The organism is Rothia sp. HMSC066H02 (assembly GCF_001814995.1).
Lineage (GTDB): Bacteria > Actinomycetota > Actinomycetes > Actinomycetales > Micrococcaceae > Rothia > Rothia mucilaginosa.
This window is the reverse complement of record NZ_KV818673.1, coordinates 44,534-67,933: the sequence shown is the minus strand read 5'-3', so window position 1 is coordinate 67,933 and position 23,400 is coordinate 44,534. Positions and strand designations below refer to the sequence as shown.

Genomic DNA, 23,400 nt, shown 5'->3' with positions numbered 1-23,400 from the left:
GCCCTTCTGTCTACCACACCCTCATCAGGAGTGCAAACCTGCCACAGCGTGCACCTAGCATTCCACCACATTCACAGCCAAACCACCCATAGACGTCTCCTTATAACGGTGAGACATATCCAAACCGGTCTGACGCATCGTCTCAATCACCTGATCCAACGACACACGGTGCGTACCATCACCACGCAACGCCATACGAGCCGCCGTCACAGCATTCGACGCAGCCATCGCATTACGCTCAATACACGGAATCTGCACCAAACCACCCACCGGGTCACACGTCAGACCCAGGTTGTGTTCCATCGCAATCTCAGCCGCATTCTCAACCTGCTCGGGAGTACCACCCATCACCTGCGCCAAACCAGCAGCAGCCATCGAGGAGGCGCTACCCACCTCACCCTGGCAACCCACCTCAGCACCAGAAATCGACGCGCGCTTCTTATACAGCACACCCACAGCAGCAGACGCCAAGAAGAAATCAACAACCGCTTGATCACGAGCAGCCTGACCGCAATGGCGGATACCCTGCGTGTAATTCATCGCGTAATGCAGCACCGCAGGAATAATACCCGCAGCACCATTCGTCGGAGCAGTCACCACACGACCACCAAAAGCGTTCTCCTCATTGACCGCCAAAGCAATCAGATTCACCCAGTCAATAGCGAACTCAGGAGACTTCGAAGGATCCTCCACCATCAAATCGCGATGCCACGCACCCGCACGGCAACGCACCTTCAGCGGCCCCGGCAAATAACCCACACGCGCCAACGAAGAACCGATACACTCCTTCATCACACGGTAAATATGCAAGATACCATCACGGACCTCCTGCTCAGAACGCAGAGAACACTCATTCGCCATCTTCAACTGCGCAATCGACAGACCAGACTCATTCGCCATCTCCAGCAGCTCAGCAGCCGAACCAAACGGATACGGAGGGTTCATCAGCGACGCACAACCGGTCGCCTCCTCATCACCCTCAACAATGAAGCCGCCACCAATCGAATAGTAAGTGCGCTCCAACAGCAGCTGCTCACCCGCAAACGCCGCAATCTTCATACCGTTCGTATGACGCGGAAGAACCGTCAACGGACGCAGAGTCATATCCAGCTCACGGTAATTCACCACCGGGCCGTACACCTTCTGCTCCTCACCACCGGGCGCAGTCACACCGTAAGCAGAGGACGGATAACCAGCCAACGGCAAAGTACCATCCACGCTATTACGCTCAATCATCGCCTCAGAATCAGCGATATTGATCGTCTCCGGAACAAAACCACACAGGCCCTTCAACGCAGCACTCATCGTACCGTGACCAGCACCCGTAGCCGCCAACGAACCATACAGGTCAACATGCACACCCGTCACACGGTCCAGCAGGCCCTCATCAATCAGCTCCGCCACAAAACGGTTCGAAGCGCGCATCGGCCCCACCGTATGCGAACTCGAAGGCCCCACACCAACGCTGAACATCTCAAAAACACTGATGTCATACGGCAGAGCCTCTGCCTTCTTCTGGGCGCTGCTGGGCGCGCTCTGGTTAATAGCCACGTTCTGTCCTTCAAATAAATAATGTCTGTGCACCGCACCAAAAGATACGCGCCCCTCAACGGAGGAACCACACATCAACCTGCGGTCTATAAGTGCGGACAATCACCCTTGACTGGCCGCTCTAATCCTAACGCACTTCAGAACCAGCACAAACTAAGGCTCAGAACACCTCATACACTCCCCCACCACTCAACGCCCACCTCACGGCGCAGAAAAGGCGCCGTGCCCACACAGGACACGACGCCTCTACCCTACAGATTACCTGCAGAAAAACTCTTACTTCTCACGCTTGTAGAACGGCAGAGCCACAACATCAAACGGAGCACGCTTACCGCGGATATCAACATCCACAGTAGAACCAACCTCAGAGAATTCACGGTTCACCAGCGCCATAGCAATCGGGAAGCCCAGAGTCGGGGAAGGAATACCGGAGGTAACCTCACCAATCTCATTGCCCTCAGCATCCACCAGCTTAGAACCGGCACGAGCAGGACGCTTCGCCTGAGCCTTCAAACCAACCAGGATGCGCTTCGACTCGCTCTTAGCCAGCTCAGTCAGAGCCTCACGACCAACGAAGTCAGCTGCCTTCTTCTCCAGAGCAATCTCAACCAGACGGCCCAGACCGGACTCAAACGGAGTAATCTCAAGACCCAGCTCATGACCGTACAGCGGCATACCAGCCTCAAGACGCAGGGAGTCACGAGAAGCCAGACCGGCAGGAATCATACCGAAAGGCTCACCAGCAGCAGCCAGCTTATCCCACAGCTCAACAGCGTTCTCATTCGGAACGAACAGCTCGAAGCCGTCCTCACCGGTGTAACCGGTACGAGCCAGCAGAACATCAACACCGGCAACAGTCAGCGGCACCGAAGCGTAGTACTTCAGCTCGCGGACAGCCTCCTCATCAGAAACACCAGCAGCCAGCAGAATCTCCTCAGCACGAGGACCCTGAACAGCCACCAGGGAAGTCTGCTCCGACTCGTTCACGAACTCAACGTTGAAATCGCCCAGGCGCTCGCTCATCGCAGCGAAGTCAGTGTCAATGTTCGAAGCGTTCGGAACGACCATGAACTCCTCATCGCCCAGACGGTAAGTAATCAGGTCGTCAATCACGCCGCCCTTGTCGTTGACCAGGATCGAGTACTTTGCCTTACCGACCTTCAGGATGGACATGTTCGACACCAGAGCGTAATCCAGGAACGCGCCCGCATCCGGACCGGTCACACGGAACTCACCCATGTGGGACAGGTCGAAAATACCGGCACGAGTACGGACCGCCTCATGCTCAGCAACATCATTAGCGTACTTCAGGGGCATATCCCAGCCACCAAAGTCGGTGAAAGAAGCGCCAAGCTTCTCGTGGACAGAGTACAGAGAGGTCTTCTTGGGGGACATTAGATTCTCCTCACGCACAGCCTTGTGCTGTTATCGTTCAATCGTCGTAGATTTAGTTCACCCCCACAGACACGAGATATGCTGCGGAGGCGATCCCCACCCGCCCCCAGGAACCTGAGGACGGGTGAGGCAGGTAGACCGCTACAGCCTACCCAGGAGCGTTACAGGCTCCTTATGCTTCCAGGTCGAAAGCCTCCATCGGGGGGCATTCGCACACGAAGTTACGGTCACCGCCAGCACCATCAATACGACCCACCGAAGTGAAGTACTTGTTAGCGCGCAGGCTCGGGACAGGGAAAGCTGCCTGAGTACGGCTGTAGGGGCGATCCCACTCATCAGCGCTCACCACATCAACGGTGTGCGGTGCGTTGCGCAGAACCGAATCCTCCACAACGACCTTGCCCTCAGCCACCTCGATAATCTCGTCGTAGATGGTTTCCATTGCCTCAATGAAGCGGTCCAGCTCTTCCTTCGACTCAGACTCAGTCGGCTCAACCATCAGGGTGCCCGGAACCGGGAACGCCAGAGTCGGAGCGTGGAAACCGAAGTCCATCAGGCGCTTGCAGACGTCCTCAGCAGTCACGTGAGACTGATCGGTCAGCTGACGCAGGTCCAGGATGCACTCGTGAGCGACCAGACCGCCGGGGCCGGTGTACAGCACCGGGTACTTGTCGTTAAGCTTCTTCGCAATGTAGTTAGCGTTCAGAACCGCGTACTGCGAAGAGTCCTTCAGACCCTGAGCACCAGTCATCGCAATGTACATCCAGCTAATCGGCAGAACACCGGCAGAACCGAAGAACGCCTGCGAAATCGGCAGTGCGGCATCGTTGGGGAGCTTACCCTCAGCATCAGCGCGGTATGCGTCACCGGGCAGGAACTTCGCCAGGTGCTCACGAACAGCCAGCGGGCCAACACCGGGGCCGCCACCACCGTGAGGAATGGAGAAGGTCTTGTGCAGGTTCAGGTGCGAAACGTCGCCGCCGAACTTACCGGGCTGAGCGAAGCCCATCTGAGCGTTCAGGTTCGCGCCATCCAGGTACACCTGGCCGCCAGCCTCGTGAACCAGCTGGCAAACCTCAGCAACCTGCTCCTCAAACACACCGTGAGTGGAAGGGTAGGTAATCATGATGCCGGCAACCTTGGGGCCGTACTTCTCAATCTTTGCCTTCAGGTCGTCAACATCAATCGAACCGTCAGCCGCAGTTGCCACACCGGCAACCTTCAGACCAGCCAGAGCAGCAGATGCCGCGTTGGTGCCGTGAGCAGACAACGGAATCAGGACGGTATCGCGCTCGTGGTCACCGTTAGCCTCATGGAAGGAACGGATAGCGCGCAGACCAGCGTACTCACCGGTCGCACCCGAGTTCGGCTGCAGCGAGATAGCATCGTAACCGGTAATAGCAACCAGCCACTCGCTCAAATCCTTAATCAGCTCGTGCCAGCCCTCAGCCTGATCCTCCGGGACCAGCGGGTGGATGTTCGCGAACTCAGGCCAGGAGATGGGCTCCATCTCAGCGGCCGCGTTCAGCTTCATAGTGCACGAACCCAGCGGAATCATGGTGCGGTCAAGTGCCAGATCCTTGTCAGCGAGGTGACGCAGGTAGCGCATCATCTCGGTTTCGGAACGGTACTTGTGGAAAATCGGGTGCTGCATGTAGTCATCGGTACGCAGCAGCTCAGCGGGCAGATCGTACTGTGCATCTGCCTCACCCAGGGTGCCGCCCAGAGCCTCAACCAGGCCCTTGAGCAGCTCCTCACCGTGAGACTCACCCACGGAAATACCGACGCGGTTCTCGTCGAAGCGGCGGATGTTCACGCCAGCTTCCAGAGCCTTCGCAACCAGCTCGTCGGCACGGCCAGCAGCCTCCACCACGACGGTGTCGAAGAAAGTATCGTGAGCGATACCGTAGCCCGCAGCCTTCAGCGCGGTAGCAACACGAGCGGCATTAGTGTGCAGGCGGTTCGCGATAGCGCGCAGACCCTCAGGACCGTGGTACATCGCGTAAGCACCAGCAACAATCGCCAGCAGAGCCTGAGCAGTACAAATATTGGAAGTAGCCTTCTCACGGCGAATGTGCTGCTCACGAGTCTGCAGAGCCAGACGGTACGCAGGCTTACCAGCCGAATCCTTAGAAACACCCACCAGACGGCCAGGCATGGTACGCTCCATGCCCTTGTGAACAGCCATGTACGCAGCGTGGGGGCCACCGAAGAAGAAGGGCAGACCGAAACGCTGAGTGTTACCCACAGCGATATCAGCGCCCAGCTCACCTGGAGACTTCAGCAGGGTCAGAGCCAGCAGGTCAGCGACCACAGTGACCAGGGCGTTACGCTCCTTAGCGGCCTTAATCAGCGGCTCAATATCGCGAATATCGCCTTCATTGCCGGGGTACGCCAGGACGATACCGTACAGGTCGCCCTCGGGCAGGCCCTCAGAGAAATCAGTAATGACGAAGGGAATGCCGAGCATCTCTGCACGGCCGCGAGTCACCGAAATAACCTGAGGCAGGCAACGGGAGTCAATCGCGAAGAAGCCGTTCTTCACCTTGCGGTTCGCACGGTGCATCATGACAGCTGCTTCAGCCACTGCGGACGCCTCATCCAGCAGGGAGGAGTTTGCAATCTCCAGGCCGGTCAGCTCCATCACGGTGTTCTGGAAGTTCAGCAGAGCCTCCAGACGGCCCTGAGAAATCTCAGCCTGGTACGGGGTGTAAGAAGTGTAGAAACCGGGGTTTTCCAGAATGTTACGGCGCAGAACCGCGGGAGTTACTGCATCGTAGTATCCGGCACCAATCATCTGGGCGAGAACCTTATTCTTCGCAGCATAGCCGGCAATCTTTGCCTGAGCCTCATGCTCCGACAGCGGAGCAGGCAACTGCAATTCGCCGTCAAGGCGAATCTGCGAGGGGACAACAGCGTCCATCAGCGCATCCAGGGAAGAATATCCCAGGGTTTCGAGCATCTGCTCTGCGTCTGCGGAACGGGGGCCGAGATGACGATCAATAAAGGACATAGGGATTCTCCTATTGGTCGGCGCAAACCGTAGAGGGGTCACGTCGCGCTATTGCGACGAGTCGAACGCTTTAAGTGTCCCACATCTCCGCACATTTTTCTCACCATTATCACGATTCGACATGCTCGGAGACGATAACTCTTCTCCTAACCCTCATATTGACGACTCGAAGGATTCTCTCGCCCCTGATACCGAACAGAGCAAGGCCCCGGTTCATTCTCCGTTACCGGAAGAACGAACCGGGGCCCCTATGAAAACAAGCTCAGATATACCTCTTACGAGGAATATCTAAATATCTTCAATGGATTACTTCTTAGCGTGATCCGGCTTGCCACCGTGCGGCACGAGGAATACCGACAGGAAGGCGAGGAACGCGGTCACGGCCAGCAGCATCAGACCGATGAAGTAGTTGTTGTGCTCCTGGTTGTAGGTTGCACCCATCACCAGCGGCGGGAAGAAGCCACCCAGCGCGCCAGTAGCAGCAATCACACCGGACACCGCACCAACGTTCTTCGGGTCAGCAACGCGACCCAACCAGCCGAAGACCGAGCCGTGGCCCAGACCCAGCAGAGCACCCATCAGGATGAAGACAGCACCGTACACGTGCTCAGCATTAGGCTGGAATGCGGTAATAACTGCCAGAATCACCACACCGCCCAGGGAGATGAGGGAGATAATCTTCGGACCGAACTTATCAGCCAGAACACCACCGAAGGGACGAGCCACCACAGCGGCAGCGGTAAAGCCAGCCGCACGCAGACCAGCGTCATTAGCGTCGAAGTGGTAGATGTTGCTCAGGTAAGTGGGCAGGTAGTTCGAGAATGCCACGAAGGCACCGAACACAACTGCGTAGAGGAAGCAGAGCTGCCAAGTGGTCTTCACCTTGAATGCGCGAATAATCTTCGGCATCAGCGGGGTGACCTCACGGCCAATGGTTGCCGGGGAATCCTTCAGGAACACGAAAGAAATCACGGCGGTTACTGCACAAATCACAGCAATCAGGATGTGAGTCGGGAAGTAACCGATACCCTGCACCAGGCGGGGGGTAGCGAATGCGGAAACCGCGGTACCCACCATGCCTGCACCGAACACGCCGGTTGCGAAGCCCTTCTTCGATACGTCATACCATGCCGAGCTGAAGGGAATACCTATAGCGAACACGGTACCCGCAATACCCAGGAAGAAGGAGACAATCAGCAGCATGGGCAGAGAGTTCATCTGACCAGCCACGCCCACCAGCAGAACCAGCGGTGCGCTGACAGCCAGAACAATGGTGAACATAATACGACCACCGTAACGGTCGGTCAGACCGCCGACGGGAATACGGCCGATAGCGCCGATGAAAATCGGCATAGCAACCAGAAGGCTGGTCATACCAGCGTCCAGGTGCATCTGCTTTGCGTACATCTTGGCCAGCGGGCCAACAACGGTCCACGCCCAGAAACCAATGGTCGAGGCGAAGGTTGCAAGCAGAACGTTACGGAGCTGACCATTCTTCAGGTCGTAGCTCGGTGCAGCAGGGGTGCTCATATTTCCTCTTTTGCAATATGGATATGTGTATTAGCGGTCGGCGCGCTCACGCGGGAGAGTACCAACCGGATCCCAACCTCGACGTGCACCAACACGCTGGCCGCCACGAGAGCGGTACACGGTGTAGGGGCGGAAGAGGTAGTGCAGGGGCACAGTCAGTGCATGCACCAGGCGGGTAAACGGCCAAATGATGAACAGAACCATAGCCACCACGATGTGAATCTTGAAAGCCACAGGAATATTCACCATCAGAGCCACCTCAGGGTGGAAGTAGAACAGCGAACGGAACCACACAGAAATGGTCTCACGGTAGTTGAAGTGAACCTCGTGACCATTCACCGGAGGCAAACCGCCCGAGGGGTTCACAGCCGAAATCAGAGTAGCCGCAGTACCGGCGAGAATCACCAGGACCAAAACGACATACATGAAAACGTCATTACGAGTGGTAGCCGAACGCACACGAGAGTTCGAAGCGCGGCGACCAATCAGAACGAACATACCAACAATGGTTGCGACCGCAGCGACAGAACCGCCAACCAGCGCCACAATGTGGTAAGTGTCATCCGAAACGACCAGGTCGGTGAATGCCTTAGGCACCAGCAGACCACCAACGTGGCCAAGGAACACAGCCGCAAGACCGTAATGGAACAGGGGCGAAGCGATGCGCAACAGCTTCGATTCATAGACCTGGGACGAGCGGGTAGTCCATCCGAACTGGTCAGTACGGTAACGCCAAATGGTGCCACCAATCAGAATGACCAGTGCAACATAGGGCAGAACGCCCCACAGCAGGATGTCAACAATACCCGGATCGGCTACAGCCTGTGCAGCATGTCCTGCGTTCTCAGAAGCAAGTACGTACACGTGTTGTCTCCTCACAAGGGATAAAACTAGTTAGAACGAGCCGAAGCCTGCTGGAGCAGCTGATGATCAGCGTAGCCATTCAGGCCAACAGTCTCGACGGGAGGGCCGTAGCCAGCCATCTTCTGGACCTCCTCCTGAGTCTGCGGAGAGACGCCAGGAAGGGTATCGCAGATGCTCTGCAACAACCCGTAGTGGGGCAGATTTCCGTCCTTCATGGACAGACGAAGAAGCTCAAGGGACGGACGGTACGCCTGCAAAGCGGAACGGCCCTTACGGCGATCCACCAACGCACAGAACTCCAGCACCAGCGGCAGGTAGTCCGGAAGCTCACCATTCAAAACGGTCAACATACCGGAGTCGCGGTACATCTGCTTAAAACGCAGAAGAGTCTCACCACGGCGGCGGGTATCGCCATCGGTCCAGTAGGACAGATGCAGAGAATGACGACGCGAAAGGTCGTACTCCTGCACGTACTCGGACTGCACATCCTCAAGGTCCTTAGAAGTCAGCCACTGCTGAACCGCATCAACGGCAGCAATGAAAGCCTCATCCTGGGTGGAAGCGGTAATCTCCACCAGTTCAGGCAGAACCTTCAGAGTTTCCTCATCGGGGTAGCCCAGGAGCATACCGCTCACCTGGTAGATCACCGAGTCTTTATCCTCGCCGGGACCGTAATCGATATCGAACGGGTTCTCCGGCTGAGCCGGTTCCGAGACAGCAGCCTCGGAACCGGCCTTGCCCATGAGCTTGGAAAAGAATCCAGCCACTTATTACTTCTTTCCGGTGGTATTCGGGAAGAGGCCGTCAGGACGGGAAGAACCGTCCCAGCTGAACAAGCTGACCTTGTTGTTAGCCTCGTAGACACCGGTGGACACGGGGGTCGGGCGACCCTCCATGTCGTTGAACGCATCGCCGTACATGCCGGGTCCGCCATCCACGCTCAGGGAGCAGCCCATTTCCTCAAGGTTGTGGGCGTCTTCCATGTGAGCCTTCGGAATGACGTAACGCTCGTTGTACTTAGCGATAGCCATCAGGCGGTACATCTCGTACACCTGCTGACCAGTCATGCCAACTGCCTGAGCAATCTCCTCGTTGCCTTCGCCACCGAGGTTGATGTCACGCATGTACGAACGCATCGCAGCCAGGCGGCGCAGAACGTTAGTAACAACCTCAGTGTCACCAGCGGTGAACAGCTCAGCCAGGTACTCAACCGGAATACGGAGAGACTCAATAGCGCCGAACAGGTTGTTGCTGTTCTCTGCATCGTGGCCCTGCTCCTTGAGCAGGTCAACAATCGGAGACAGCGGCGGCACGTACCAAACCATCGGCATGGTGCGGTACTCGGGGTGCAGGGGCAGGGCCACCTTCCACTCCTTCGCCAGCTTGTACACGGGCGACTTCTGAGCTGCAGTAATCCACGCATCGGGGATGTCGTTCTTACGAGCCTGCTCAATCACAGCCGGATCCGAAGGATCAAGCATCAGCGACAGCTGAGCCTCGTAGAGGTCCTTCTCATCCTCAACCGAAGCAGCCTCAGTCACGCGGTCTGCATCGTAGAGGAAGATACCGATGTAGCGCATACGACCAACACAGGTCTCAGCACACACGGTCGGAATACCAGCCTCAATACGGGGGTAGCAGAAGGTACACTTCTCAGCCTTACCCGTCTTGTGGTTGAAGTACACCTTCTTGTAGGGGCAGCCGGTGATGCACTGACGCCAACCGCGGCAACGGTCCTGGTCAACCAGAACGATACCGTCCTCAGCGCGCTTGTAGATAGCGCCGGAGGGGCAAGAAGCCATGCAGGAGGGGTTCAAGCAGTGCTCACAAATACGAGGCAGGTAGAACATGAAGGTCTGCTCGAACTCGAACTTAATCTTGTCCTCAGCCTTCTTGCGAACCTTCTCAACCAGCGGGTCCAGGTGACCGTACTCGGTCGCACCAGCCAGGTTGTCGTCCCAGTTCATACCCCACTCGACCTTGGTGTCCTCACCGGTGATGAGGGAGACCGGCTTAGCAGCCGGGAAGTCATCACCCAGAGGAGCACTGGTCAGGTTCTGGTAATCGTAGGTCCAGGGCTCGTAGTAGTCGTTCAGCTCGGGCTGAATCGGGGAAGCGAAGATCGTGAAGAGCTTCTGGAAGCGGTTACCGCTCTTGAGCTCCAGACGACCGCGCTTGTTCAGCACCCAGCCGCCCTTCCACTTCTCCTGATCCTCGTAACGGCGGGGGTAACCCTGGCCGGGACGAGTCTCAACGTTGTTGAACCAGACGTACTCGGTACCGGCTCGGTTCGTCCATGCCTGCTTACAGGTCACGGAGCAGGTGTGGCAGCCGATGCACTTATCGAGCGCCATCACCATAGCAACTTGTGCCATAACGCGCATTAGAAAGTTACCTCCTGGGACTTACGGCGACGGATGTACGAGACGATGTCTCGCTGGTTACCGGTCGGTCCAAGATAGTTGAAGGCGAACGCCTGGTGAGCGTAGCCACCAATCATGTGGGTGGGCTTCAGAAGAATACGGGTCACCGAGTTGTGAATACCACCGCGCTTACCGGTGACTTCAGACTTCGGGCTAACCATACGCTCCTGAGCGTGGTAGACGTAGCAAACGCCCTCGGGCATACGGTGCGAAACAACCGCACGGCCGACGAAGACACCATTGGTGTTCACACACTCAATCCACTCGCCATCCTTGACGCCAATCTTCTCGGCGTCCTGCGGGCTCATCCATGCAGTCGGACCGCCACGGAACATGCTCAGCATGTAGTGGTTGTCGAAGTACTGCGAGTGAATTGCCCACTTGTTGTGCGGGGTCAGGTAGCGAACAGCAACCGAAACACCATCGGTAGTACCGAGCTCAGGCTCGTTGTACAGGCCGGTCATATCCAGCGGCGGACGGTAAATCGGCAGAGCCTCGCCCATTTCGTGCATCCAGTCGTGGTCGAGGAAGAAGTGCATACGGCCGGTCAGGGTGTGGAACGGCTTCTTCTTCTCGATGTTGACGGTGAACGGAGCGTAACGGCGACCACCGGTCTCCGAACCGGACCACTCGGGGGAGGTCATCACGGGCTGCGGTGCGGCCTGGGTCATAGGGAAGGTGATACGACGTTCCTCGTTACCTTCTGCCAGGTCCATCAGGTGCAGACCGGTCTGCTTCTCAAGCTCCTTGAAGCCCTTGACAGCGACCTCACCGTTGGAGGTACCGGAAATCATGAGGATTGCTTCAGAAATCTTCACGTCGGTATCCAGTGCCGGACGGCCTGCGCCCTTACCGGAGTCCATCACGCCGAATTCCTTAGCCATCTTCGCGACTTCGTCCTTCAGGTCGTAAGTGATGAACTTGGTGGTTGCACCGAGCTTATCGAACAGCGGGCCAACGGTGGTGTACATGTCGTACAGTGCGCCGTAGTCGCGCTCGACGGTGACGAAGTTCGGCATGTTCTTGCCGGGTACGCCCACCATACCGGGGGTGTTCTTCCAGTCGGGTGCGTGACCGCCGGGCTGAGCAATCTGGCCGGGGGTGTCGTGCAACAGCGGGACCGAAACAATGTCCTTACGGACGCCGAGGTGCTTCTTAGCCAGGCGGCTGAACTCAAACGCCAGTGCCTTGAAGGTCTCGTGGTCGGTCTTTGCCTCCCACGGCGGGTCAATTGCCGGGGAGAACGCATGCAGGAACGGGTGCATATCGGTCGAGGAGATATCGTGCTTCTCGTACCAGGTAGCAGTCGGCAGAACGATGTCAGACAGCAGGGTCGTGGAGGTCATACGGAAGTCCGAGGTGACCAGCAGATCCAGCTTGCCCTGAGGCGCGTCCTTAACCCACTTCACTTCGTTCGGCAGCTTCTCCGAGTCGGAGCCCTGGACGTTGTCCATGCTACCGACCAGGTGCTTCAGGAAGTAGCTCTCACCCTTAGCGGAGGAACCGAACAGGTTCGAACGCCACAGGGTCAGGGTACGAGGCCAGTTGACGGGGTTGTCAACGTCCTCAACGGAGAACTCCAGGTCACCGGAGTTCAGGCGCTGTGCAATGTAGTCCGCGTTCGAGGAAGCCTCGCCGCGTGCCACTGCCTGCTCTGCCTTGTCTGCCAGGTCCAGCGAGTTCTCGGGGAACTGCGGGTAGAACGGCATCCAGCCCATACGGGTAGAACGTGCCACAACGTCAGCAGTGTGAACGTCGCGCAGCTCGCCCTTAGCCAGCGGGGACTGCAGGTAGTCGGTGGAGTATGCATCCTGACGGAACTGGTCAGTGTGCATGTACCAGAAGCCGGTACCGATCATGTGACGCGGCGGGCGGCTCCAGTCCAGAGCGTTCGCAATGTTGGTCAGACCGGTCAGCGGACGCGCCTTCTCCTGGCCCACGTAGTGAGCCCAACCGCCACCGTTACGACCCTGGCAACCGGTCAGGTTCAGCAGGGCGAGGATAGCGCGGTAGGTGGTGTCAGCGTGGTACCACTGGCAGATACCTGCACCGAAGATGACCATGGAGCGGCCACCGGAATCCAGGGCGCTCTTAGCAAACTCGCGGGCAACGCGGATAACAGCCTCGGCGGGGACAGAGGTAATCTGCTCCTGCCATGCCGGGGTGTTCTGAACGTTCCAGTCCTCGTAGTCCTTAGCCCAGGTACCGGGCAGGCCCTCACGGCCCACACCGTACTGTGCCAGCATGATATCGAAGACGGTGGTGACTTCGTGGCCTTCAACGTAGGCTACGGGCACACCGCGGGTAATGACGTCGCCGTGGCCCTTCGGGTTGTCGAAGGTCGGCATCTTGATCTCTGCAGCTGCAGTCTGACCCTGGGGCAGGTCGCGAATCGACAGAATCGGCTTACGACCCTGCAAATCCAGGTTCCACTTGCCCTGGTCTTCCTGAGCGTAACGGTGACCCATGGTGCCGTTGGGCACGAAGACCTCGCCGGTCTCGCGGTCCATCAGGACGGGCTTGAAGTCAGCGTTCGGCTGCTCAGCCTCGCCAGCGAGCTTAGCAGCGGTCAGGAACTTGGAGGGGACCTTAACGCCGTCTTCACGGGTTTCCAGGGTGACCAGGAAGGGAAGGTCGGTGTAGGTCAGGGAGAAGTCCTCGAAGAACTCGACACGCTGGTCGACATAGTTCTCCTTGAGGATGACGTGGCCCATCGCCATAGCCAGTGCCGCGTCGGTACCTGCCTGTGCGGGCAGCCACTCGTCAGCGAACTTGGTGTTGTCGGCGTAGTCGGGGCTCACGGTGACAACCTTGGTACCGCGGTAGCGAACCTCGGAGACCCAGTGAGCGTCCGGGGTACGGGTCAGCGGAACGTTTGCGCCCCACATGATGAGGTACGCAGCGTCCCACCAGTCGCCAGACTCGGGAACGTCGGTCTGGTCGCCGAAGACCTGCGGGGAAGCCACGGGAAGGTCAGCGTACCAGTCGTAGAAGCTGGTCATGACGCCACCGGCCAGCTGGATGTAGCGAACACCCGCGCTGAAGGACGCCATGGACATTGCCGGAATCGGGGTGAAGCCGGTGTTACGGTCGGGACCGTAGTACTTGATGGTGTGCACGTGAGCAGCAGCCATCAGCTCGAGAGCCTCAGCCCAGGTCGAGCGCACCAGACCACCCTTACCACGTGCGTTCACGTAGCGTGCACGCTTGGCGGGGTCGGACACGATGGAGTGGAAGGCGTCCACGGGATCGTTGTGGATTGCCTTCGCTTCGCGGTACATCTCCAGCAGGAGACCGCGAACGTAGGGGTACTTAACGCGAGTGGGAGAGTAGGTGTACCACGAGAATGCTGCACCGCGGGGGCAACCGCGGGGCTCGTACTCGGGGCGGTCGGGACCAACCGAGGGGTAGTCAGTTTCCTGTGCTTCCCAGGTGATAATGCCGTCCTTGACGTACACCTTCCAGGAGCAGGAGCCGGTGCAGTTCACGCCGTGGGTAGAGCGAACTTCCTTATCGTGGCTCCAACGGTCGCGGTAGAAGGCGTCACCTTCGCGGCCGCCTTCACGGAAGACGGCGCGGCCGTCTTCAGTCTCATCCCAGCGGGAGAAGAACTTACCGAACTTGATCAGCTGATCGGTAAGGGGGCCATCCGGGCCCTTAATCTGTGATGCTTGTTCCATACTGCCCAATATATCGGAAATTTGGCATAGAAAATACGAGATAAAAACCTTGCCTAATTCATGCGAAATAAGGGTGTTTTAGACCGTAAGCCAGGCGGAAATTCCACCCTCAAGCATGTACACAGAACGCTCCTCCAGAGGCGCTATTTCACGAGCCGCTTCAACCGTTCGGGTGTATCCGGTGCAGTAAATAACGATTTTCTGGGCATTTGCGGGGATTTTACGCTCAATCAGGGCTTTGAGGGAGTCATTTCGAGCCGCTTCAAGCAATTCAGTGAGGGGCAGATTAATGGCACCGTCAATCGCAAAGGCATTGAACTCCACCTGCTCACGGACATCCAAAAGGGCAATATTTTCACCCGATGACATCTTTTTAAGGTCCTGGGCGCTCATTGAGCGGGGCTTCGAGTTGACAGAAGAGCTTGTAAAGTCCTGAGAAATATTACGAATTGTTACATGGTTTTTGGGCTTATGACTCGTTTCCTGGGGCAAAACAGCACTTTTCTTAGGTACAGCTTGCACGTTACCTACAAGAGGTATATATTCCCACCTTCCACTTAATGCCGAGTATAGGCCAACCTCACCCATGAGTGGCTCGCCCACCCCAGTCAGCAGCTTCACCGCCTCCATGGCCATCGCAGCACCCACCACGCCAGCCATAGCACCCACCACGCCAGCAGTACTACACGACGGCACACTACCGGCAGCAGGAGCATGAGGGTACAAATCCTCATACACCGGACCGCGACCAGCCCAAAACACACTCAGCTGCGCATCAAAACCAAGGATCGCAGCCCATACATGCGCAATCCCAGCACGCGCAGCTGCCGCCGACACCACATAACGCGACTCGAAATTATCGCTACCATCCAGCACCAGGTCAGCACCAGACAGAAGCTCATCAACATTCGCCTCCGTCAAACGCTCACGCACCGGCACAACCTCAATAAAAGGATTCAGCGAGCGCAAAGACTCTGCGGCAGACTCAGCCTTAGAATTACCCACTCTGGCGTGCGTATGAATCACCTGGCGGTGCAGATTCGAGGCATCCACGACGTCATCATCAACCACCACAATCTGACCGACCCCGGCACCCGCCAGGTACAGCAGCGCGGGAGCACCCAAACCGCCAGCACCCAGCACCACCACGCGTGCGCGCTTGAGCGCCAACTGAGCCTCGTAACCCATTTCGGGCAGAATCAGCTGACGAGAATAGAACGCACGCTCAGCGGCAGAGAGCTCGCCCGTGCCGATTGAAGGCTGAGAAGACATAGAGATTCCTCGCGTCTAGTAGTAGAGGTGGCTTGAACTTGAGGGAGCCAAGCTTCAAGGAAAATAAGCCTGCCCGAGAGAAATCCCCCTGACAGGCTTATATAGAGATATCAGAATATTCAGAAGGCTAAGCGGGCGAAGTATCCACGCCAACCCACTCGATGCTCCCATCGAGCAGTTCCTGTTCCTTCCAAATCGGCACACGAGCCTTCACCCGGTCAGCCACCAGCTCACAGGCATCAAACGCGCGGCCACGGTGAGCAGCCGCCGCCATCACGGTCAGAGCCGACTCACCAATAGCAATCGGACCCACACGATGCACAGCCCACAGACGCACACCGTCCAACTCGGCAGCAACCTCGGCGGCAACCTCCGCAATATACTCACGAGCCTGCGGATGCGCGCTATAGGACAGCCCGCGCACCGCGCTACCGTGATCATGGTTGCGCACAATGCCGTCAAAAATTACCAGGGCACCCATAGCGTCAGTCATAACCTCAGCCTTAGCCGCCGCGTACAGCGGCTCCAAGGGAGCCTCCGTAATATCGGTGAACACCACGGTCGAGCCGCTCGGCTCAGCACCGTGCGTACCCGAATGGTCGAGGGAATCTTCGTTCTGCGACTTAGTGGTCATGGTAGTCCTCCATCTGACGGCAAATGTGCTCAACAAGCGGGTCGAGGGTTGCCACGCCGTCCTTCACACCACCGCGCGAACCGGGCAGGGTCATCACGAAGGTGCGGTCAATGACGCCCGCAACGCCGCGTGAAAGCACCGCCGAGGGAACGTTCTTCAGACCGTTCATCCAGAAAGCGTGCATGATGCCGGGTACTTCCTTGTCCAGGTGGGGGCGAACCGCCTCCACGGTCTGGTCGTCAGAGTTCAGACCGGTACCACCACTGGTCAGGATGAAGGTCGGCAGGTTACCGTTCTTCTTACCTTCGGTCACCAGGGTGTTGAAGTACTCGACAATATCGCGGTCTTCAATGACCACGGCATCGGGGGTGTCGAAGCCGCGCGAGCGCAGCCACTCCACAGCGATGGGGCCGGACTTATCCTCGTACACGCCGCGGGCTGCGCGGGTGGAGGCGACAATAACCAGGCCGGTGAGGTTTTCGGGCATGGTGTAGTCTTCGCTACTCATTGGCTTTCCTTTTCTGTATCTATCAGGTGACGGTGGGGGCGGTGCGCCGCCGCAGCTTAGGAGTCCTCGCGGACGGACCAGTCGCCGGACTTGCCGCCGCTCTTCTCCAGAACTCGGATATCGGTGATGACGGCGTACTTATCGACTGCCTTGATCATGTCGAAAACGGTCAGTGCCGCCGAGGAGACGGCGGTGAGCGCCTCCATCTCTACGCCGGTGACGCCGCGGGTCTTCACGGACGCCTCAATACGCACGAAGTCGGTGCCGCGCTCGAAGTCGACCGTGATCTTGCCAAGCGGCAGCGGGTGGCAGAGGGGAATAATTTCCGGGGTGCGCTTAGCGCCCATGATGCCGGCAACACGTGCGACCGGAAGCGCGTCACCCTTGGGCAGATCAGCGTCAAAAATCATGGCGATCACGTCTTCGCGGGTGCGCACGGTCGCCTCAGCCAGAGCGGTGCGGGTGGTGACCGACTTCTCCGTAACATCCACCATGTGTGCCGAGCCGTCGGCGCGCACGTGGGTCAGTTCCTGGTTGGGCTGCGAGGTAGAGATCATCGTTTCTCCTGGCTTCTGCGCGGTATTCTTCTGCCGCGAATCGTTACTTAGTGTGAGTCTCAATTATTCCTTGTCGTTCAAGCAAGGAACAATGCGGGGGGGGTCGCCTAGTTATCGGTGAGGCGAATGCGGTGGTAGTGTACCGCCTCTCCCCCGGTGTAGGTGGTTCCGGGCGCCAGCTCGATGAGCACATCTGCCTGGGCGGCGCGGTGCAGCAGGTGCGAGCCTGAGAGGATGTCCGGGTAGAGCTCCACCCGGTAGGTTCCGGGCTCCACCTCAACCATAGCGAGAGTGCCGCGCAGGAACTGGCGCTTGGTTGCGGGTGCAGTGAGCGGGGTGTCGGTGACGAGCACGCCTCGTGGTGCGTTGTTCAGGGTTGCCTGTTCGGAGGCAACCGCGTGGGGCACGCCGTAGGGGCCACCGGCATGCAGGTAGGGGCGAAGAATCAGCGCGTACGAGATGAGGGTGCTCACCGGGTTGCCGGGGAAGGAAATCATGGGCACGCGGTGACCCTTGAAAGCGAGAACGTTTACGCCCTGGGGGCCGCCGGGCTGCTGGCTGACGTGGCCGAACCAGGAGACGGGCACCAGAATATCGGCTTCGTGTGCCTTGGCGATGGCGTTGCGGACCACCTCGTATTTACCGTGGCTGATACCGCCCGAGGTGATGATGATGTCCGGTTTGAAGCTCTCGTATTCTGCCGTGAGGCGGTGCAGTAGCTCGATAGGATCGTCACCGATAGCGATACGTCGCACCTCCGCTCCGTCTTCTCGGAGCATAGCGGTGAGCATGGGGCCGTTGGCGTCAAAAATCTGGCCTTGAGCGAGTTCCTGAGTGGTGGCGCTTCCGTCTTCTTCAACGCCGGAGAGGATCTCGTCGCCGCCGGTGCACACGAGCACGCGGGGACCCGCCGCGACGGTCAGACGCGCATAGCCCTGGGAGGCGAGCGCACCAAGCAGGGCGGGGGTGATGCGTTCACCGGCGCGTGCAAGAACCTGGCCGGTGACGACGTCTTCGCCGCGGCGGCGGACGAACTGTCCGGGCTTGCCGGGGGCGAGTTTGACCTTTTCGCTGGGGCGGCCGAAGGATTCGGGTAGGTCGGGGTATTCGATGCGTTCGGACTGTTCGACGGGGATGACGGCGTCGTAGCCTTTGGGCATGGGCGCGCCGGTCATGATGGGGTAGGTCAGGTCGTCGGAGGAGCGGGAACGCTGGAGGGGTCGGCCGGCGGGGATTTCTCGTCCGACGGTGAAGATGCGGTCTTCGCGTTCTGCAGCTTCAGCGGTGAGGGCGTAGCCGTCCATTTGGGAGTTGTCGAAGCTGGGTACGTCCATACGAGCGGTGACGTCTTGGGCGAGGATGCGTCCTGCCGCGTGGTAGAGGGAAACCGTTTCTGCTGTGCCGATGAAGACTTCGCGTAGCAGTAGCGCCAGGTAGGCGCGGTATTCCTCGGTGCTGGGGGTTCCGTTGAATTCGGGGGAAATCATGGAGGTTCCAATCGTGCGGCGGCGGTTATGACTAGTGTAGGTGTGTGTTTGTGGGCTGGTAAATGGAGCTTGTCCTAAGGCTCTCTGCATGCCAGGGGTGGGTGGGGTGAGCGGCGGGGTGGCTTATCGGGTGCTTTCGCGTAGTTTTTTGAGGGCGCGGATTAGGCCGAGGACCCCGAAGATTCCTAAGTAGAGGCTGATGAGTATCAGGGCGCTTCCGAGGGCGCTGGGGATGTCGCTGCTGTTGATAGCTAGGTCGATGGCGAGGGGTATGGTTTGGGTTTTGCCTTGCACGTTGCCGGCGAAGGTGACGGTTGCGCCGTATTCGCCGAGGGCGCGGGCGAAGGAGAGCAGGAAGGCGGTGGCGAGGCCGGGCGCGGCGAGGGGCAGGAGCACTTTGAAGGTGATTTCTGTGGGTTTAGCGCCTTCGACAAGGGCAATCTCTTCGTATTCGCGGGGAATAGCCTGCAGGGTGGTGACCGCTGTGGCAACGAAGAAGGGCAGGGCAACGAAGACCTGGGCGATAATCACCGCGTTCGGGGTGAAGGGGATAGAGATTCCTGCCTGGTAGAGGTAGGTGCCGATCATGCCTTTGCGTCCCCAGAAGAAGAGCAGCCCGAGGCCGGAGACTACCGGGGAGAGAATCACCGGGGTGTAGATGATGGCGTAGAGAACTGACCCGAATCGGTGTAGCCGCGAGCGGTTGAGCACTTTGGAGAGCACGAGCGCCAGGGGTGCGCCGAGAAGCCCGCAGATGAGGGTGGAGGCGGCGGCGGTACCAAGAGAGAGGTTTGCCGCCCCGAGCACCTGCGGGGTGAAGATGCTGCCGAGCTGGTTCCAGGGGATGTTGAGGAAGAGCCCGAGGAGCGGTCCGGCAATGAGGAAAATACCCAGCGACGCCGGAACCAGGAAGAGCACGGGCACGGAGGCGAAGAGTCTGCTTCCGGGTGTGCGTGAGGTTCCGGCGTTGCGATGGGTAGCGGTAGTGTCTGTCATGGGTGATGAGACGCGGGTTGTTCCCTACTGTGGCGGTGTTGAATTACTGTGCGGTGTTGAAGCCGTACTCGGTGAGGATCTTCTTCGCCTCGTCGGAGTTCTTCAGCCATTCGTTGAACTTCTTCGCGGTTTCGGAAGAAGAGCCGGTCTTGCTGAGCGCCGCGGGGTATTCGTTGCGTTCCACATCGGTCAGCTCGACGGAGCCGAGGTTGACACCCTTCTTCTTGGCGGCGGCGAGGTCGGTGGTGTAGATGAAGCCCGCATCGGCGTTACCGGTGGTGACCTTGGTGGCTACGTCGGTGACCTTGCTTTCGGTGGTTGCGTTCTTGAGGGTGATGTCGTGCTTCTTCAGTTCCTGGTGGGCGATGGTGCCGCAGGGGACGTCTTCTTTGCAGACTGCGACGACGCCATCGGTGGTCTTGAGGTCGTCGAGGCTGTTGATCTTGCCGGGGTTGCCTTCGGCGGTGACGAGTACGAGCTTGTTGGTGACCAGAACGTTGGTTTCGGAAGCCGAGAACTGGTCGAGCTTCTTTGCTTTGTCCATGTTCTTGGTGTCTGCGGTGATGAGCAGGTCGGGGGTTGCGCCCTGTTCGATCTGGTTGACGAGCTTTGCGGAGCCTTCGTAGACGAAGGTGACGTCCACACCGGGGTTGGCGGCTTCGTATGCCTTTTCGAGGTCTGCACCTGCGTTGTTCAGAGAGGCGGCGGCAAAAACTTCGACCTTGCCGGAGGCAGCCTGGCTACTCGATGCGGAGGCAGTGGACGAAGAGGAGTTCTGGGTGGCGCCGCATCCGGTGAGGGCAAGGGTTGCGGCGGCGAGCGCGCTGAGGGCTGCGAGGGGGCTCTTCATGAGGTATTTCCTTGGTTAGTTCGTACTGCTATTGAAAGTGAGGTGCGTCCATGTGCGGGCTCTGTATGACGTTCCGTGTACGTCCCTAGCTTGTACACGCGGCGTTACTTCGTCGTGGTTGTCTGCCGTGGCGCAGTTGTAACTTACCCTGCACACACTATGTACGGGGCGCCGGAACATGGAATAATCATATTGTCACCTGAAATATGCAAATTTTCCACATAGGTTTTACATGGCGTACACGGCAAATTCGGCCTCTTCTGAGCTCATTGCGGGCCCAACGTTAAGCACCTTATCTTCTGCGGAGGGTAACGGGGCTGCTTTTATTACGCCCGAAAAATCTGAGAGTGGCGTAAAGGTCGAGCGTAAGCTCCCGAATATTACGAACAGCGGTCCGCTCTTGGACCGTTGGGGTCGCGTGGCGACGGATCTGCGTATCTCTCTGACCGATAAATGTAATCTTCGTTGCATTTATTGCATGCCGGCAGATGGTTTGCAGTGGCTCCCGAAGGAGAATCTGCTCTCCGCCGAGGAGATTGCGCGCCTTGCCGATATTGCGATTACTGAGCTGGGCGTTGAGGAGATCCGCTTTACCGGTGGCGAGCCGCTGGTGCGCGCCGATTTGGTGGACATTATTTCCCGTATCCATCAAGCGCATCCGGATGTTCCGCTTGCTATTACGACGAACGGTATTGGTTTGGAGAAGCGTGCCGCCGCCCTGGCGGAGGCTGGTCTGACCCGCATCAATGTTTCTCTGGATACGATTTGCCGTGAAACCTTTGCCGAGTTGACCCGCCGCGACAAGCTCGATGCCGTGCTCAAGGGTATTGACGGTGCTGCGGAGGCTGGTCTGTGGCCCATCAAGATTAATGCTGTGCTGATGCCGGGTCTGAATGATGATCAGGCTCCGGAGCTTCTGCGCTGGGCGTTGGCGGGTGGCTATCAGCTGCGTTTTATTGAGCAGATGCCGCTGGATGCAGATAACCGTTGGACCCGCGAAGGCACGATTACCGCCGCTGAGATTCGTGAGAAGCTATCGGCTGAGTACGTTCTGGGTTCGGTGGCTGAGGCTCGCGGCGACTCCCCCGCTCAGCTGTGGGAGGTGTACCCGCTCGGCACTGCCCTGGATGAGGCGGGCTTCCCGGCTGACGACACCGAGTCGCTGGGCCGTGTGGGCATTATTGCTTCGGTGACGGAGTCGTTCTGCAATGCGTGCACCCGCACCCGTCTGACGGCAGACGGCAAGATTCGCTCGTGTCTGTTCTCTGACACTGAGACTGACCTGATGCAGCTTCTACGTTCCGGCGCTGACAATCTGCAGCTGGCTCTGCGCTGGCGTGAGGGCATGTGGTTTAAGCCGCGCGCTCACGGCAAGGAAGACGCTGATTTCGATATTGAGGAGTTCGCCAAGGCGAGCCGCTCGATGAGCGCTATTGGTGGCTAAGGAAGCTACCCTATTTATTAGCCGGGTATACAGCCAAATATGAGTGGGACAAGGTCTTTTTACTGGCACCTTACCCCCTGGATTTCGGTTGCCCTACTCAGAGTTTGATCAAGGATTGAGGAGCATTATGCAGGTTCATTTTTTCGCTGCCGCGCGTTCTGCGGCGGGTACCGCGCAGCTGTCGGTGCCCCTGGCGCAGCTGCCGTCTGCAACTCTTGGCGCGCTGATTGAGCATCTGGGCCAGAGCTTGGAGGGTACGACCCCTTCGGGTCTGACTCTTGCGCAGGTCATGGAGCAGTGCTCGTTCCTGGTCAATGGTGCCCGTTCTGATGTGCAGGCTCCTCTGCAGGATGCCGATCGTGTGGACGTTCTGCCTCCCTTTGCGGGTGGATAATGCGGGCGGATATGATGCCCGGTTCTGAGCTTCCCGCTGAGGGTGATTTTTCGTGCGCCGCGGTCGTTGTTGCCGGAGGCGCTTCTCGCCGCCTGAACCACGTGCCGAAGGCGTCCCTGTCTGATGGCACGAATACCCTGCTGGGGTGTGCCCTGGAGGCGGTGGCCGCCGCGTCCCCGCGCGTGGTGGTGGGCCCGGAGAGCTTGCCGTTGCCGTCCGGAGTGTTGCGCACTCGTGAGGATCCGCCGTTTTCGGGTCCCGCTGCGGCGATTCATGCCGGGTTGGAGTGTATTGCGGCCGATTGCGAGCGCTCGCAGGTGCCTCTGCCTGAATGGTGTCTGATTTTGGGGGTGGATACTCCGCGTATTGCCCCGGCGGTTCAGCAGTTGATTGCCGCCGCGCGGGCTGCCGAGCAGGCTTCTGTAGGGCAGTCAGCCCCCGCTGGTTCTGAAGCTTCTGCAGGTTTTTGGGGTGTCGCTGAGGGCATCTATCAGCCGCTGGTGGGTATTTACCGTTTTGATGCGATCCGTTCGGTCTTTTCGACCGGTACCACTGACGCTTCTGTTCGTTCTTTTTTGCGCCGTTTGAACCCGATGGCGGTTCAGATGTCTGCCGCTGACACCGCCGATGTTGATACGTGGGAGCAGGCGCAGGCTCTCGGTTATACGACTTCGCTCTGGTCGAGTTATTAGCATCTGAGGCGCCCAGGAGCGCTAGTTGCCAAGCTACTAGTAACCTAGGTAGTAGGTTAGGGCTCTGGGCACCGCATTCGGTGGCATTTTTGAGCTCGCGCGCTGTTGCG

Annotated in this window: 18 protein-coding genes; 3 read left to right on the top strand and 15 right to left on the bottom strand. The window is 58.5% G+C overall.

Features of this window, described 5'->3' with window-relative positions:
* Nucleotides 1-54: 54 nt before the first annotated feature.
* From HMPREF2999_RS03005 to modA, 15 genes are all read right to left on the bottom strand, one after another.
* The gene (locus HMPREF2999_RS03005) at nt 55-1,551 is read right to left on the bottom strand and encodes an L-serine ammonia-lyase (RefSeq protein WP_005508391.1); all 1,497 of its coding nucleotides are present in this window, start codon (nt 1,549-1,551) and stop codon (nt 55-57) included.
* Between the two features lie 276 nt (nt 1,552-1,827).
* Entirely contained in the window at nt 1,828-2,946 is a 1,119-nt protein-coding gene (gene gcvT, locus HMPREF2999_RS03000) for a glycine cleavage system aminomethyltransferase GcvT (protein WP_005508390.1), read from the bottom strand.
* 172 nt (nt 2,947-3,118) lie between these two features.
* Nucleotides 3,119-5,959: an aminomethyl-transferring glycine dehydrogenase gene (gcvP, locus tag HMPREF2999_RS02995; RefSeq protein WP_070675895.1), complete on the bottom strand. Its 2,841-nt coding sequence runs from the start codon at nt 5,957-5,959 to the stop codon at nt 3,119-3,121.
* 306 nt (nt 5,960-6,265) lie between these two features.
* Nucleotides 6,266-7,489, bottom strand: a complete 1,224-nt coding sequence (locus tag HMPREF2999_RS02990) for an MFS transporter (protein WP_070675896.1) — start codon at nt 7,487-7,489, stop codon at nt 6,266-6,268.
* 30 nt (nt 7,490-7,519) lie between these two features.
* Nucleotides 7,520-8,353: a respiratory nitrate reductase subunit gamma gene (narI, locus tag HMPREF2999_RS02985; RefSeq protein WP_049341119.1), complete on the bottom strand. Its 834-nt coding sequence runs from the start codon at nt 8,351-8,353 to the stop codon at nt 7,520-7,522.
* 26 nt (nt 8,354-8,379) lie between these two features.
* Entirely contained in the window at nt 8,380-9,120 is a 741-nt protein-coding gene (gene narJ / locus HMPREF2999_RS02980) for a nitrate reductase molybdenum cofactor assembly chaperone (protein WP_070615157.1), read from the bottom strand.
* Nucleotides 9,121-9,123: 3 nt separating this feature from the next.
* Entirely contained in the window at nt 9,124-10,737 is a 1,614-nt protein-coding gene (gene narH / locus HMPREF2999_RS02975) for a nitrate reductase subunit beta (RefSeq protein ID WP_005504921.1), read from the bottom strand.
* Nucleotides 10,737-14,456, bottom strand: a complete 3,720-nt coding sequence (locus HMPREF2999_RS02970; RefSeq protein WP_070675898.1) for a nitrate reductase subunit alpha — start codon at nt 14,454-14,456, stop codon at nt 10,737-10,739. Before HMPREF2999_RS02970 ends, narH begins: the two co-directional genes overlap by 1 nt.
* Before the next feature lie 78 nt (nt 14,457-14,534).
* A complete protein-coding gene (locus HMPREF2999_RS02965; protein ID WP_070675900.1) occupies nt 14,535-15,728 on the bottom strand; it encodes a ThiF family adenylyltransferase in 1,194 nt (397 codons plus the stop codon).
* 127 nt (nt 15,729-15,855) lie between these two features.
* Nucleotides 15,856-16,362 (bottom strand): molybdenum cofactor biosynthesis protein MoaE, encoded by a 507-nt coding sequence (locus HMPREF2999_RS02960; protein WP_070675902.1) that lies wholly within the window; start codon nt 16,360-16,362, stop codon nt 15,856-15,858.
* Nucleotides 16,352-16,870, bottom strand: a complete 519-nt coding sequence (locus tag HMPREF2999_RS02955; protein WP_070675904.1) for a MogA/MoaB family molybdenum cofactor biosynthesis protein — start codon at nt 16,868-16,870, stop codon at nt 16,352-16,354. The genes HMPREF2999_RS02960 and HMPREF2999_RS02955 overlap by 11 nt, the downstream gene beginning before the upstream one ends.
* Nucleotides 16,871-16,926: 56 nt before the next feature.
* Complete coding sequence (gene moaC, locus HMPREF2999_RS02950; protein WP_070675906.1) at nt 16,927-17,427, bottom strand: cyclic pyranopterin monophosphate synthase MoaC; 501 nt, start codon at nt 17,425-17,427, stop codon at nt 16,927-16,929.
* Between the two features lie 107 nt (nt 17,428-17,534).
* A complete protein-coding gene (locus HMPREF2999_RS02945) occupies nt 17,535-18,914 on the bottom strand; it encodes a molybdopterin molybdotransferase MoeA (protein ID WP_070675908.1) in 1,380 nt (459 codons plus the stop codon).
* Between the two features lie 123 nt (nt 18,915-19,037).
* A complete protein-coding gene (locus HMPREF2999_RS02940) occupies nt 19,038-19,838 on the bottom strand; it encodes an ABC transporter permease (protein WP_246823061.1) in 801 nt (266 codons plus the stop codon).
* Nucleotides 19,839-19,953: 115 nt separating this feature from the next.
* Complete coding sequence (gene modA, locus HMPREF2999_RS02935; RefSeq protein WP_070675912.1) at nt 19,954-20,760, bottom strand: molybdate ABC transporter substrate-binding protein; 807 nt, start codon at nt 20,758-20,760, stop codon at nt 19,954-19,956.
* A 232-nt stretch (nt 20,761-20,992) separates the two neighbouring features.
* Between modA and moaA the strand changes: the two genes are divergently transcribed.
* The 3 genes from moaA to HMPREF2999_RS02920 all read left to right on the top strand — a co-directional run bounded on the left by moaA (nt 20,993) and on the right by HMPREF2999_RS02920 (nt 23,290).
* Entirely contained in the window at nt 20,993-22,204 is a 1,212-nt protein-coding gene (gene moaA, locus HMPREF2999_RS02930; RefSeq protein WP_070675915.1) for a GTP 3',8-cyclase MoaA, read from the top strand.
* Nucleotides 22,205-22,331: 127 nt separating this feature from the next.
* Nucleotides 22,332-22,598, top strand: a complete 267-nt coding sequence (locus HMPREF2999_RS02925) for a MoaD/ThiS family protein (protein WP_070675917.1) — start codon at nt 22,332-22,334, stop codon at nt 22,596-22,598.
* A gap of 11 nt (nt 22,599-22,609) precedes the next feature.
* The gene (locus tag HMPREF2999_RS02920; RefSeq protein ID WP_371325957.1) at nt 22,610-23,290 is read left to right on the top strand and encodes a molybdenum cofactor guanylyltransferase; all 681 of its coding nucleotides are present in this window, start codon (nt 22,610-22,612) and stop codon (nt 23,288-23,290) included.
* Nucleotides 23,291-23,400: the final 110 nt, after the last annotated feature.

What these genes read in the sequence shown, in the direction of transcription:
- HMPREF2999_RS02990 (WP_070675896.1), bottom strand. Translation starts at nt 7,489, where the DNA reads ATGAGCACCCCTGCTGCACCGAGCTACGACCTGAAGAATGGTCAGCTC.
- HMPREF2999_RS02920 (WP_371325957.1), top strand. Translation starts at nt 22,610, where the DNA reads ATGATGCCCGGTTCTGAGCTTCCCGCTGAGGGTGATTTTTCGTGCGCC.
- moaC (WP_070675906.1), bottom strand. Translation starts at nt 17,427, where the DNA reads ATGATCTCTACCTCGCAGCCCAACCAGGAACTGACCCACGTGCGCGCC.
- gcvT (WP_005508390.1), bottom strand. Translation starts at nt 2,946, where the DNA reads ATGTCCCCCAAGAAGACCTCTCTGTACTCTGTCCACGAGAAGCTTGGC.
- HMPREF2999_RS02945 (WP_070675908.1), bottom strand. Translation starts at nt 18,914, where the DNA reads ATGATTTCCCCCGAATTCAACGGAACCCCCAGCACCGAGGAATACCGC.
- HMPREF2999_RS02955 (WP_070675904.1), bottom strand. Translation starts at nt 16,870, where the DNA reads ATGAGTAGCGAAGACTACACCATGCCCGAAAACCTCACCGGCCTGGTT.
- gcvP (WP_070675895.1), bottom strand. Translation starts at nt 5,959, where the DNA reads ATGTCCTTTATTGATCGTCATCTCGGCCCCCGTTCCGCAGACGCAGAG.
- narH (WP_005504921.1), bottom strand. Translation starts at nt 10,737, where the DNA reads ATGCGCGTTATGGCACAAGTTGCTATGGTGATGGCGCTCGATAAGTGC.
- modA (WP_070675912.1), bottom strand. Translation starts at nt 20,760, where the DNA reads ATGAAGAGCCCCCTCGCAGCCCTCAGCGCGCTCGCCGCCGCAACCCTT.
- HMPREF2999_RS02960 (WP_070675902.1), bottom strand. Translation starts at nt 16,362, where the DNA reads ATGACCACTAAGTCGCAGAACGAAGATTCCCTCGACCATTCGGGTACG.
- HMPREF2999_RS02965 (WP_070675900.1), bottom strand. Translation starts at nt 15,728, where the DNA reads ATGTCTTCTCAGCCTTCAATCGGCACGGGCGAGCTCTCTGCCGCTGAG.
- HMPREF2999_RS02925 (WP_070675917.1), top strand. Translation starts at nt 22,332, where the DNA reads ATGCAGGTTCATTTTTTCGCTGCCGCGCGTTCTGCGGCGGGTACCGCG.
- HMPREF2999_RS02970 (WP_070675898.1), bottom strand. Translation starts at nt 14,456, where the DNA reads ATGGAACAAGCATCACAGATTAAGGGCCCGGATGGCCCCCTTACCGAT.
- moaA (WP_070675915.1), top strand. Translation starts at nt 20,993, where the DNA reads ATGGCGTACACGGCAAATTCGGCCTCTTCTGAGCTCATTGCGGGCCCA.